The sequence below is a fragment of the Microcoleus vaginatus FACHB-2002 genome (assembly GCF_040004035.1).
In the GTDB taxonomy this organism is placed as follows: domain Bacteria; phylum Cyanobacteriota; class Cyanobacteriia; order Cyanobacteriales; family Microcoleaceae; genus Microcoleus; species Microcoleus vaginatus_C.
The window spans coordinates 1-12,449 of the sequence record NZ_JAMPLN010000003.1; the positions used below are offsets into that span (position 1 = coordinate 1).

Annotated in this window: 12 protein-coding genes, 1 other RNA gene and 3 pseudogenes; 3 read left to right on the forward strand and 13 right to left on the reverse strand. The window is 45.3% G+C overall.

All coding sequences use genetic code 11. The annotated features are described in order from the left end of the window. Positions 1 to 283: 283 nt before the first annotated feature. Positions 284 to 475, forward strand: a pseudogene (locus NDI35_RS03060) (transposase); the annotation flags it as partial. Between the two features lie 20 nt (positions 476 to 495). Here NDI35_RS03060 and NDI35_RS03065 read toward each other — a convergent pair. From NDI35_RS03065 to NDI35_RS03105, 9 genes and pseudogenes are all read right to left on the reverse strand, one after another. Further along, positions 496 to 1,714 (reverse strand): annotated as a pseudogene (locus NDI35_RS03065) (ISAs1 family transposase). A 244-nt stretch (positions 1,715 to 1,958) separates the two neighbouring features. Continuing rightward, positions 1,959 to 2,288 (reverse strand): annotated as a pseudogene (locus NDI35_RS03070) (transposase); the annotation flags it as partial. 153 nt (positions 2,289 to 2,441) lie between these two features. Continuing rightward, positions 2,442 to 4,637 (reverse strand): sensor domain-containing diguanylate cyclase, encoded by a 2,196-nt coding sequence (locus NDI35_RS03075; RefSeq protein ID WP_445311452.1) that lies wholly within the window; start codon positions 4,635 to 4,637, stop codon positions 2,442 to 2,444. Then, entirely contained in the window at positions 4,634 to 5,242 is a 609-nt protein-coding gene (locus tag NDI35_RS03080; protein WP_006634168.1) for a hypothetical protein, read from the reverse strand. Before NDI35_RS03080 ends, NDI35_RS03075 begins: the two co-directional genes overlap by 4 nt. Then, entirely contained in the window at positions 5,239 to 5,616 is a 378-nt protein-coding gene (locus NDI35_RS03085; RefSeq protein WP_333039645.1) for a response regulator, read from the reverse strand. Before NDI35_RS03085 ends, NDI35_RS03080 begins: the two co-directional genes overlap by 4 nt. 236 nt (positions 5,617 to 5,852) lie before the next feature. Next, entirely contained in the window at positions 5,853 to 6,383 is a 531-nt protein-coding gene (locus NDI35_RS03090) for a tetratricopeptide repeat protein (protein ID WP_445311453.1), read from the reverse strand. Positions 6,384 to 6,655: 272 nt separating this feature from the next. Beyond that, entirely contained in the window at positions 6,656 to 7,012 is a 357-nt protein-coding gene (rplT, locus tag NDI35_RS03095; protein WP_190658174.1) for a 50S ribosomal protein L20, read from the reverse strand. Positions 7,013 to 7,031: 19 nt separating this feature from the next. Continuing rightward, on the reverse strand, positions 7,032 to 7,229 hold the full coding sequence (rpmI, locus tag NDI35_RS03100) for a 50S ribosomal protein L35 (RefSeq protein ID WP_006634164.1): 198 nt from the start codon (positions 7,227 to 7,229) through the stop codon (positions 7,032 to 7,034). A 186-nt stretch (positions 7,230 to 7,415) separates the two neighbouring features. After that, complete coding sequence (locus NDI35_RS03105; protein ID WP_445311454.1) at positions 7,416 to 7,838, reverse strand: hypothetical protein; 423 nt, start codon at positions 7,836 to 7,838, stop codon at positions 7,416 to 7,418. 417 nt (positions 7,839 to 8,255) lie between these two features. Between NDI35_RS03105 and NDI35_RS03110 the strand changes: the two genes are divergently transcribed. Together NDI35_RS03110 and NDI35_RS03115 are read left to right on the forward strand one after the other, a co-directional pair. After that, entirely contained in the window at positions 8,256 to 8,633 is a 378-nt protein-coding gene (locus tag NDI35_RS03110; protein WP_445311455.1) for a transposase, read from the forward strand. A 46-nt stretch (positions 8,634 to 8,679) separates the two neighbouring features. Further along, positions 8,680 to 9,222 carry a transposase gene (locus NDI35_RS03115; RefSeq protein ID WP_445311456.1) on the forward strand — a complete coding sequence of 181 codons (543 nt, stop codon included), beginning with the start codon at positions 8,680 to 8,682 and terminating at the stop codon, positions 9,220 to 9,222. A 407-nt stretch (positions 9,223 to 9,629) separates the two neighbouring features. Here the strand turns inward: NDI35_RS03115 and NDI35_RS03120 are convergent, their stop codons facing one another. The 4 genes from NDI35_RS03120 to NDI35_RS03135 all read right to left on the reverse strand — a co-directional run bounded on the left by NDI35_RS03120 (position 9,630) and on the right by NDI35_RS03135 (position 12,241). After that, positions 9,630 to 9,980: a hypothetical protein gene (locus NDI35_RS03120; RefSeq protein ID WP_445311457.1), complete on the reverse strand. Its 351-nt coding sequence runs from the start codon at positions 9,978 to 9,980 to the stop codon at positions 9,630 to 9,632. Positions 9,981 to 10,022: 42 nt separating this feature from the next. After that, the gene (locus tag NDI35_RS03125) at positions 10,023 to 10,301 is read right to left on the reverse strand and encodes a hypothetical protein (RefSeq protein WP_445311458.1); all 279 of its coding nucleotides are present in this window, start codon (positions 10,299 to 10,301) and stop codon (positions 10,023 to 10,025) included. Between the two features lie 439 nt (positions 10,302 to 10,740). Then, positions 10,741 to 10,928, reverse strand: a non-coding RNA gene (gene ssrS / locus NDI35_RS03130) — 6S RNA. Positions 10,929 to 10,978: 50 nt separating this feature from the next. Beyond that, on the reverse strand, positions 10,979 to 12,241 hold the full coding sequence (locus NDI35_RS03135; RefSeq protein ID WP_445311648.1) for a 5-(carboxyamino)imidazole ribonucleotide synthase: 1,263 nt from the start codon (positions 12,239 to 12,241) through the stop codon (positions 10,979 to 10,981). Positions 12,242 to 12,449 lie beyond the last annotated feature (208 nt).

A 12,449-nucleotide genomic window follows, 5' to 3' on the forward strand; every position in this document is an offset into this window, starting at 1 on the left:
AAATCAAAAAATTATGGGCGACATAAGAAGAACCAAGTAGGTATAATATTTGACATCTCTACCGAAACATAAACCTATTCATATTCACTCATTTATGTATTATACATCGCTGAGGTTATTAAATTTTTATTCCTTAAGTCTTTTTTGACCTGAATCCTTAAGTAGGGCTTGCTGAAGCAGTGAGAAAAGTAAACAGTGTAGGGGTTTTCCGACCAAAAAAGTAGTAAGGGTGCAAGAAAAACAGGTATAATGGCTCAAAACCCGTGCATCACCATTTGCGAGCGTGTACCGAAAAGCTGAGCTTACCTCAAGCCCCCCATCCGACTTTGAACTCCCCTTTGAAGGAAGATTGTCAGAAGATGACCGTTGGGTAAAAATGGCCCAACTAATTCCTTGGTCGGAATTTGAATCAGATTATGCGGAAAACTTTCCAACCGAAATGGGAGCACCCGCCAAATCATTTAGGATGGCATTAGCAGGGTAAGAGCATCTCAATCATGCTTGACAAAAGGACTTGAGAATTTGCATCATATAGTCATTGTTCATCGCAGCCCGTTTGATTTTTTGTCGTAGGCTACGCTGGAGAGTTGTTTCTTGGTTGACCGCATTAAGGGCAATCCGTCTTACCAGAGCGAAGTTCTGAGGACTGTTTAACGAGCGAATCCGGGATTTATCTTCATTAAAAGTCACATCTAAACTCCAATGAACTTGGTTTTCAATGCTCCAATGTTGACGAATAGCACGACCATTTAGCTGGGCGTCTACTGGTAAAGAACTTAGGTAAAACTGTACCTCGTGCGTAGTTTTGTTCCACAGATGACGAACTCTTTCGACGATAACAATAGTGCGCAAGCCTGCCCATTGCTCTTGCTTGTAAAGTCCTCCGACTTTGGCAACTGATACCGCCCAGACTTTTCGAGTTTCGAGGCGATGATGTCCCTTTTCGGTTCGGGAATCATAACTCATTTCAATCCCCATGAATTCCTGAGTTTTTGCAGTCTCAAACCAGTCTTTAACTTGATTGTAAAGAGTGGGATGATTGCTTTTTAGTGCCACGACATAATCGGCTTTTTTCTGACGAATCAGTCGGACTATTTCTGTTTGAGTCCCCATCGCATCAATGGTGATAATCGCCCCGGCAATGTCGAGTAGTTCTAGTAGGGCTGGAATTGCTGTGATTTCATTGGAATGGTCTTCAACTTTGACTTGCCCGAGTACCAAACGCTGTGCGCTCGCCCAAGCTGTCACTAAATGTAAGTTTTTTAAACCTTTCTCTCGATCGTAAGAACCTCGCAAACTTTTGCCATCTATGGGGATAATTTCTTGGAAGACTGAACCCATAATTTGTTGCAACCATTGCGATAACTTTTCCTCTAAAACTTTCGGGTCTAGCTTTTCAAACACAAGGGCGGAATGTATCATCGCTGGGGATGCCATTGGGTAACTCTAAAAATTCTTCTAACCATTGCTGCTTGCTGAGTCCATAATTTTCGATGTCTTCCCAGCCCTGAGCTCCTGCGATCGTAGCTAATATGGTAATGACCAGAATGTCTTTAAGTAAATGTTGTTTGGTTCGATCTACTCTCGGGTCTGGTATGTCATCAAAATAAGTTGATAAGCAAGCTTGTAAGTGTTGCAGGGAGAGCGGTTGAAACCTGTCGGGTTTCGCTAATGATTTTGGCTCATTTACAACACGATCGAATCCTTTCTCCATTGATTTTTCCTCACCATTCGTGACACAGATGAAGCAGTATTATAGAACCCCTTTGACCTCTTTGAGGCTGCGAGTCGATCGCCCGTTATCTCTCGATCGCCCGTTGTCTGTCCATCGCTCGTTGTCTGTCCATCGTCAAAATATCTCAAATGGGTTCAAAAGAACCGGTGTTCACAGGATGTTCCTTTATATCTTGCCCTTTTTGTCAAGTACAATTTATACCAAATTAGATGAGCTTACCCTGCAAAATTGATGAGTCGAATGGTGCTTGACTGCTATAGCTGGTCATGCCTATAAAGTATTGTAAGTATGGGTTTTCTCGGATTTGTTCTATTGTTTCACGATCGCTGGTTCCTAACTTTTCTTTAATAATTAATGCTCCCAATGCCATCCGAAAAGATTTCGCTGGAGCTCCCATATCTACGGAAAAGTTTTGAGCATATTCTGCTTCAAATGCTGACCACGGAATTAGTTTCGCCATGATTACCCAACGATTATCTTCTAACAATTGCCCCTCAAAAGGCAAGTCAAAGTTGGATGGCGGGTTTGGGGTTGGGTCAACTTTTCGGTACATTACGAAAGTGATGTTGTACTAGGCTTTGGACAGATTTTAGCTCATAAGCTTGCACACGCGGAGCATTCAAACCAGTCAAAGTCTTTCTCTGTCCAGGTTTTAGGCTTTTTCGGCAAGCCCTAACTACTCGGAATCTACAAATATGGCAATTCGTCAAGCGCTGGTGGGAGAGGGTAAGTTAGTATTTGGCAAAGAAAAATCTACAGGAAGTATCGAAGTGCCTGTGCAATTCGGCTTGCCAGCAGCAGGATCGGGCTGGTAAAGTTGGATACGATCGCGCCCAAGTCGTTTAGCTTGATACAGGGCTTGGTCGGCTGCGGCAATCAGAATTTCGGCTCCCGATTCAGATCCAGGAACAATACTCGCTACGCCCAGGCTGAGAGTGACGTACTCGCTCACCTGAGAACCAGCGTGCGGAAGCTGCAAAGCTGCGATTGTGAGCTGTATGTGTTCGGCTACGATCACTGCGCCTTGAATCGAGGTATTTGGCAAAATAACGGCGAATTCTTCGCCTCCGTAGCGAGCTACTAAATCGGCGGGGCGATTGACTGCATTGGCGATCGCCCCGGCGACTTGTCGCAAACATTCGTCTCCGCCTTGATGCCCGTAAGTATCGTTGTAACTTTTAAAAGAATCAATATCGCACAGAATTAGGGACATGGGCGTTTGTTCCCGGACTTGTCTGCGCCACTCCATTTCTAAATACTGATCGAACCGTCGGCGGTTTGCTAGCTGCGTGAGTGCGTCCGAAGTAGCCAAGCGCTCTAACTTGAGGTTGGCTGCTTGCAACTGCTGGTAGAGTTCTGCTTGCTTGATGGCGATCGCCAACTGGGTGGCAAGAGAAGACAGCAGCTCTACTTCCAACTGCATCCACTGCCGGGGACTGCACTGGTGGGCCATCAGCAGCCCCCACAAATCGTCTCCTTGCACTAAAGGCACTACCAAATAAGCTCTCACCGCGAATTGTGCGAGCAAGTCAATTTGATATTGCGGCAAATCCGCGGCTAAAACATCGCCGATCGGTCGGATCGATCGATGTTGGTACGCTTCGAGATAGAACTGGTCAAAACAGAAATTTTCCAGGGTTTCCCCCAACATCGGCTGGCAGTTGGGAGCTACAGATTCCACTGTCACCGCCCCCGTCGCCGGGCCAGCGCAGAGACTGCCGGTACAGGGGTTAAAGCGCACGATCATCACTCGATCGGCCTGAAGGAACTGACGCACTTCTGTCACTGTCGTGCGGAGTACTTCGCCCAAATCCAGAGACTGGCGGATGTGCTGAGTAATCGTCGCCATCAGCAGTTCTCGTTCGTTCTGCTGCCGCAGCGCCTCTTCTGCCCGCTTGTACTCAGTGATATCTTGAGCGGTGCCGAAAATTTGTTTGGGGCAGCCGTCGGCTGTGCGGGCGAAAACTTGGTCGCGGCAGCGAAACCAGCGCCATTCGCCCGATCGATGTTTGAGGCGATATTCCAACTCCAAAATATGCCCGTCTTGGGTCGAGGGAAATTTTTGTTGGTGGGCTTTGAGCCTCGGCAAATCTTCTGGGTACACCAAACTGGAATACAAAGCAGTTTGCATCTGTAAAATTTCTTGGGGAGTGTAGCCCAGCAATTTAGAAGCTTGACCGTTGACGTAGACGTTGCGCTGTTCGGTCAAATCGTAGATGTAGAGCAAATAAGGCGCCGCGTCCGCAATCTGCTGGATGAAATGCTGACTCGATCGCAATTCTTCTTCCACCCGCTGACGCACTTGCACTTCTTCCAAAGCTTGATCCCGCATTGTGCGGTAAGCTTGGATGCGATGGGTGAGGTCGGTCACGTCTTGAATCACCAGCAGCGCGTAGAACGATGGGGAATTGATGCCCGGCCATATTGATGACGAAACTGAGGGTGCAGATTCCCTAGACAAAAAAGCACTTCTTGGTGAGCCGACTCCGACAGTACCGTCTGATTCCAACTCAAGAGTATGGAGAACCCAGTCTCTAATCTCCTGTTCTTCTATGCCAGCCTCTAGGGCCGGCACAGCAGTCACAGTAGTTTGCTGAATTCGTTGCTGGCCGTCTTGCCAAGTTGCCGGAATCAGGTGTTTGTGAATTTGAGAAGAAAAAATTGTTGGCGGGCCTCCTGCAAAGATTTGCTTGAAGCGAGTGGCGTACTTTAACTGACTCAGGTGAGGAAAATGGGTTGTGATCTTTGTTCCCAATATTTGGCTGCGGGGAATTTTAGTCCACTCTTCCAGACAAGTGTTCCAAAACAGCACCACAAAATCATCTTGCAGCAAGCAGGCGCCGACTGGTACGCTGTCGAGAACCCCAAACTTTTCCTTAATACTTTTGCTCTCCTCAATCATAGACCCCCGGCAAGTTGATTGATAGCAGTCAACAAGGTGTCAAAGGAATTAACATTGAAAATAAGAATGATATCTCCTTCAATGTGAAGCCTTTCAATCATAAAACTGGTCTGGGCTAATAAAACAACTGTATCAGTAGCTAAACCGCCAGATATCAGCAAATTAGCAATCGTCCCTTCGCTATAAGTGGGAATTGAGTAGTTCAGGCGCTGCTGAAGTACGTTGCTGATTGCACCCATGACCCCATTAATTACAATATTTCCCACTTCACTCAGCGTACCAATTTTGACTGAATCGAGATCGTGAGTTCCCACTTCTTCCCCTGTAAGCATTGTCACCAGCAGGGCAGCGCTGTTGGTGGGAAAGACTAGCTGGGCAATGCCTCCAAAGGAGCCTGTGAATTTGAGCTGGACAGCGGCGATTTGCTCGCCGTTGAGGTGCTGCTCTAACTCTTCTTCCACGTCGATGGGAGTCAGGATTTGAAGGTAGGGGATTTGCAAGCGAATCGGGGAGTCGATCATGTCGTTCAAAACCCCTGCGGCTTGACCGATCCCGATATTGACGAGTTCCTGCAAAGCATCGAGCTGTCGAGTGCTTAATTTCATTGGGTGCTCTCCTCGCTGACACTGAGAGCTTTTTTGATCCACCCAATCAGTTCATCTGAGTTGGGCATTTTGTGAATGACTGCCAGGGCTCCGAGTTCCATGCACTCGGAGCGGGTGCTTGCTTGGATGTCTGCGGTAATTACGATCACTGGAATTTTATATCCTCGATCGCGCATAGCTTGCAGGACTTCCCGACCTTCCATTTCTGGCATCAGCAGATCTAAGAGCATACAGTTTGGGGTTTTAGTGCCGAGCTGTTCTAGAGCTTCTGGGCCGCTCGATGCTTCCCAAGTCTCGTATCCTTCTGCTCGGAGAATTTTGCAGATTACCCTGCGAGTCAACCACGAATCTTCGACAACGAGAATTGATGTCACTACGTTCTCCTCCTTCTATTGTTAGGACTGACCGGTATTGCAGGTACTGCTTTTATCTTGACATTAATTTAAAGTGCTGGGACGGTGTGCGATCGAGCTTGACTGGGAATTCCTGTTCTTAAAAACTAACGCATTAATGTGTTGGATAGTTTAGTATCTGGGACTATGTGAAGAAAAAACCCGGTTTCTGAATGAAACCAGGTTTGCGGGATCTCTATTGCTCCTAACATGGGCGCTCAATTATAGATTACCAAACGCTTCCGGAGAGACTCTACTCGCTGTTTAGCCGTGGTATTGTCTGGATCGCAGGCGAGAGCTTGTTCGTACATTTCCAAGGCTTGAGCTGTTAATTTCTTGCGCTCGTAGGCGTGACCCAGATTATTTAGAGATGTAACGTATTCTGGCTGTAATTTCAGGGCTTCTTTATAGTGGCGGATTGCGATGTCGTACTGTTCTTGGCCAAAGTGTGCAAAACCGAGGGCGTTGTAAATAACAGCTTGATTTTCTTCGCCTTCCAAGTCTTTGGCTTTAAGGGCTTTTTGAAACAGTACGATCGCCTGCGAGTAAAGCTTCTTATCTAGATATATACTTCCTAATTCGTAGTATTCCTGTGCTGTTCCTTTTTCTACTGTCAGCTTATTTTCTAAGCGTTCCAGAGACATTTCCAGCTTGCGAGTTTTAAGAATCTGGCGCACCACAAACCAGGATGTGCTGCCGAGTATAGCAAGCAGGACTGACAGGTAAACAATGAGCAAATTACTATCCATGTTTTTCTTAAAATTAGGTAGGTCTGTGGAAGGTTTTATTTATTTTAAGGCGATAGCAATCTCTGACATTTGCCTCTGCAACTGTATAAAAAACAAGGAAATAGCGACCGACAGGCCCGATCGCGATTTCTGAAAAAGCAAGAGTCCAGAAGTAAGAACAAAGAAGGAAAGTTGCTCTCAACCTCCTAAATTCATCAGGAGTTTTCCTTCTTTGGCAGATAGTTAAATCTTTCTTACTTCTGCTTTCTGCCTTCTGAAAATCAAGCGAACTTTCAGCCTCCGGCTCGATTAGCCATTTCCACGACTTTACCGAATGTTGCGGGGTCAATGATTGCCATTTGTGCCAGCATTTTGCGGTTGATTTCGATGTTGGCTTTTTTCATGTTGCCGATCAGTCTGCTGTAGCTCGTGCCGTGCTGGCGCGATGCAGCATTGATCCGAGCAATCCACAGGCGGCGGAAATCGCGTTTGCGTTTTTTGCGATCGCGATAACCGTTACGCAGGGCCTGCATCACCCGTTGGTTAGCTGTGCGGAACTGTTTCGACTGTGCGCCTCGGAAACCCTTGGCTAATTTGAGAATTTTTTTGCGGCGCGCTCTAGCGACATTACCGCGTTTTACCCGTGTCATCTTTAATTTCCGTTAAACTTTACAAGTATGGAAGCATTAACCGCACGTTAGCATCGTTGGTCTCGTCGATGACGACCAGCTTAGATAGACGGCTTTTGCGAGCTGAACTTTTGTGCTGTAGCAAGTGGCTTTTGTAAGCTTTACGGCGCACAATTTTACCGCTGCCGGTCGCTCTAAAGCGCTTTGCGGCTGCTTTGCGAGTTTTGAGTTTTGGCATGAACTGGTGTTATTTGGACACAAGCTTATACCGTATCACGTTTGTGGTACTTTCTGCAAGGGAGATTTGCGGCTTGGGGGCGGCGCTGTATTTGGGGCAATATACAGGATGGGCGATCGGGTAATCTTACGGTTGTTTGCAGTTAACATCTGGTATAGAATGTTATAGCAATACTCCGGACAGTTTTTAAGGAGCCAAAGTACCATAAGACAAGACTGAAGGAAGATTAGGGTGATTTAAAATCAAATCCCGGTCTAAATCTAACTTATCAATAAAGGTAAAAAGTAGATGCTTATTGAATTCCAGCCGTTTATAAGAGGCCATAGAAAATACAAACGACTTGGCAGATGAATGACAACTAGAGAGTTCATGTTTAGCTAAGTTTAAGGCAATAAGACTGGCATTAAAATGAAAATCAAGCCGTGGTAAATGACGAGCTTGACAATCAGACAATCCCGTAAATTGCTTGGGATCACGAAAAATAAATTCGCTCTGGAAGCGAGCCTGATAATATGCAAGAATTTGCTCAGGTGGTAGGTGAATATCAGGGCTAAACAATAAAGCATTTTTGATTTTGCCGTTGGCTTCAACCTCAGAGATACAAACCAAACAAATTGGGCAATTTAAACAACAACTCCACACAAGCAATGTGTATAAGGAAACTCCCGGTTTTAGGTTTTTAACAAAATTAAGACGACTCAAATCATGGCAGTCAACCTTACCATCATATTTACGTGGAGCTCCCAGTTTCTTTTGTTCACCTGTATAGAAATAGCGCAGGTTAGCATTGGAGTTTAGACTAAGCAGGTCAAAAAGTGCGATCGCTGTGAGACTAGGGAACAGTTCTCAAGAACGGCAAAGGTCGCTGGCGACCAGCTATCAGACTCAACCATAAGATAAATACCAGGGACCGTTGACGTTCTCCGAGACTTGCAACAAGAGAAAAAACTGTCTGCGATAGTTTCAACAGACAGCATCAGGGGAGAAGATTGAGAATTCAGCTAAAAAATCTCAAATCTACCTGCCATGAAGTTAGAACAATTACAGGAATTTCGTCAACTAGCTTATGAATGTCTCGGCAAAGCAAAAGATGCCACCTTTGAACTAGCGGATGCGGTAATGACAACCCGCCACATCTCATGTTTAGGAGATTTAGCCCTCAATCCCTTATTTCGGCGTCAGTGGTCGAGTGTCTATGAAGCACTACAAGACGGTAGACTAGATCGAGAAAAATTGATGCAACTATACATCCAGCAGATGTCAGAGGTAGAACGTCCAGTATTAGCGATCGATCATACGGCATGGTTAAGACCCCATGCACGTACCCTCAAAGAACGCACCTATGAACATCAACCCACAGCCTTACCCCACGGTATACCTGTCGGCATTGGTCGCCTGATCTAGTACGATTGCCTGGATACCTGAAAGTATTGGCAGTTGGGCGCTTCCCTTGAGACATGAACGTATCACGAGTTGGGACAACCCGATAGGTTTTGGCGCTCAACAATTGGCACAAGTATGTCAGTATCTTCAGAATAGACCGATCGCTCTATTTGATAGTGAGTATGGGTGTGCACCTCTGATCGAAGCCACCGCTGCGATCGCTGCTGATAAACTAATGCGTATTCGCTCCAATCGTTGCTTGTGGTCAGCACCCCCAGCCTATAGTGGTAGAGGCAGACCCAAAATTCACGATCAACAGTTTAGATTCAACGAGCCTCAAAGCTGGTGGAAACCAGAACAAACTCTGGAATCTATTGAACCCAAACTGGGAAAAATTCGGTTAAAAAAATGGGATAACTTGCATTTTAGAGGTAGTCCCAAACATCCAATGACCTTGATTTTACTCGAACGTTTAGAAACTGTAACGGGTCGATTAAATAGTCAACCTTTGTGGTTAGTGTGGGTTGGTATCCAAATGCAATCTCTGGGTGAAATTTGGCAACTGTATCTGCGCCGCGAGAACCCTCGAACATTGGTGTCGGTTAGCTAAACAAACCTTACATTGGACTGTGCCGAAGTTGAGTACAAAGCGAACAGTGCGAACGATGGAGTGATTTGATGCCTTTACTAACCTGGCAATTATGGTTAGCTAAAGATGTCGTCACAGAAATTCGTCTCCCCTGGCAAAAATCTCTACCTGAATTGACTCCTGGAAGGGTTGTACAATCAATGCTTCCACTTTTAATCAGGATTGGAAGTCCTGCTGTTGTTCCCAAACGGCGAGGAAATTCAGATGGATGGCAAACAGGAAAACCGCGTACTCGAAGATGTCGCTATCCTGTGGTCAAAAAGGGTAAAGGTCGGTTCCAAAAATCACCAAAATCGATTATTTAACCTGGTCAGATCTCTCTAAATTCACCACAATTTCTACTCAGCGTTAGCTGAGTAAATTTGTGCTTAGTCTAAACTCCAGTTAGCATCACTTCTTAACTTGCCAATAAAGTCTAAATTTAAGTCCCGCACAGCATCCCAGAATTGAGATCGATAGTAATAGCCATCAGCCAGCAAATAACGTACAGAAGTTGGGCAGTAACAACGAGTATTCTTTAGATGTTGTGCATAGTCATCAACTCTTGTGATGTCAGGCGTTGAGCTTTGAGGCTCCGGTTTTTTGCGAGATTTCTTAGACCAGCAATTCTTCGGATTTTGTGGCAGTTTTTTTACAGGCGTTATGGGAGGACGTGACGGAGTTTGTTGTACGCTTAAGCTATAAGATAAACGAGTCTCAATTTCGACAATAGAAATCACAGAAAATTCCAACCCCTGTTCCGATTTACCAGCTACACCATTCTAAAAGTAAGCTTTACCGTCAGTTTTTTTGCCACTTTTTCTTAAAAAAGAACAATCAATAACAGCAATGACTGTGTGTTCAGGATTTAAGGCTTTTTCTAGGAAATAGTGATTTAATTGTGGAAAGTTAAATGTTTTGAGAAAGTGACGACGATAAGTTTTTTCACTCAAACAACTATAACGACTGAGATTCGTGAAGTTGATTTTGCCATAGCTCAGTAAAATAGTTGAGAATAAAGTGATTAAAAACTTCTTTTGGGGTTGACTAATCCCTGGCATTTGTTGTAAGATGGATAGTAAGTATTCAGCTCTAAATATGAGTAATTAAAGATCGTTCTTGCATATCTGTACGATGCGTTTACCCTGCAGTCTTAACGAATTCGTGTTTTTGGTTTGCATAACGCTCGTTACATGGGTCTTACCAAAACTCGTCTACAACAACGTATTGTGACTGCTGCTGCGCTGAATCTGTCAAGAATGTGGGCAAGATGGCGCAACATTCTGATTGGCTTGACGAGTGTCTCTCGTTTTTCTACTCTTTTTATCTCTGGCTCATCGTAGTTCTTTTTTCTGATAATAAGATGTTTGGTTTCACCCTTTTTTAATTCGCCAACAGTCTCAACGAATCGCACCTAAACTCCCAGTATGAGTAAAGGCGTTTACTCAAAAAAAATAGGCTAGCCATATTTCACAGCGCCTATCTCAATCCAAATTTTAATGGCTCCCCGCAACGCCGTCTTACCTCAGCTTTTGACCTGGTATTTTACCAGGTGGGCACCGTTGGCTCGGACTTAAAGTTTCTGGGTACAAGCCCAGTTTACTGCTGTCCAAACATCTTGATTCCCGAGAGTTAAGAGTTATAGATCAAAAAAACATTATTGGCAGTCACCAACGTCGCAGTAGAACCTTTATTTAATATATACCAACTAACCAGATTTTGGCAAGCTTTGAGCAATTTAACTTGCATACCAGATAGATTCAACGGTTTGAGCGATCGCCAGTGCTTGCGATCGCCCCTGAGCCACCAAGTCCGCGTCGAGCACAACTGTAACGTGACCGAGTTTGCGGCCGGGACGCGATACTTTCTTACCATACCAATGTACAAAAGCACCGCTAATTTGTGCCAGTTGTTGTCTTTTTGCTAAATAATCGGACTCGGCCGACTCGTAGCCGAGCAAATTTACCATGACAGCGCCTGCACATTTCAAAGCCGAATTGCCTAAAGGTAGTTGACAAACTGCGCGCAAATGCTGTGCAAATTGTGAAGTTTCACAGGCATCGATGGTAAAATGTCCCGAGTTGTGGGTGCGGGGTGCAATTTCATTGACTAACAGCTTATTATCGGCGGTTAAAAATAATTCAATGCCGAATACGCCGACAGCTTCTAAGCTGTTGAGGAGAGTACGGGCGATCGCACAAGCTTCAGTTTTGACATCTAAACTAATATCAGCGGGCGCAATCACCAGATGACAAACCTGATTTTGCTGCTGAGTTTCCACTATCGGATAAATCGCAATTTCGCCATTTGCCGATCGAGCCGCAATCACTGCCAATTCGCGATCGAACGGCACAAACTCTTCCACTAGCAAAGGCTGACCTTGGAGTTTAGCACGAATTGACTCCAAACTCCCCCGCTCCTTAACAATAAAAGTACCTTGGCCGTCATAACCGTGGCGGCGAACTTTGACGACAAAGGGAAAGTCTATCGATCCAGCATCCGAGTCTCCTTCCATCTGCACGCTGTCGGAAACAGAAATTGCCGGAAAGTCGATCGCCACCTCCTTAAACAATTCTGGAGGCAAATCCGCGCTGCAATCCCATTCCCAAAACCTCGGAGTTGGCAAACCCAAACCTTGTAAATAACAGCGCTGAACGTACTTATCCAACAAAGGAGAAAGCGACGACAAACTCGGCTGAAATAACACACCTTGCTGTTCTAGCGGCCGCAAACCATCTAAATCCACAAACTCATTTTCAAAAGTAATAACATCGCATCCAGCCGCCAATTGAGCCGTAGCCAAAACATCATCAACAGCAGCCAAAACAACACCAGCAGCAACAGAAACTGCCGGGTCAGTAGCATGGGGAGTTTGCACTACCAATTCAATACCTAGCGCCCTAGCAGCATCCCCCATCATCGAAGCTAGCTGGCCGCCGCCCACAACGCCCACCCGCTTAAATTTGGCAGACGAACTCGCAGCGGTTTGATTTGATTTCATGTGAGTAAAATTCCGCAAAGTCAACCTGCCTATATTATCGCTATTTGTCCCCGGATGAATTACAGTAATTGCAGAGTTAAAAGTCAAAAAATAGTTTTAATTGCAGGATTAAATCGAGGCAGAACCTAGAAAAATTGAGCGCCTAAAGTTTTTAATTATTGCACGCTCCCAGCCAGTGAGAAACAGGCGTCGAAGCCCACTCCTCCAG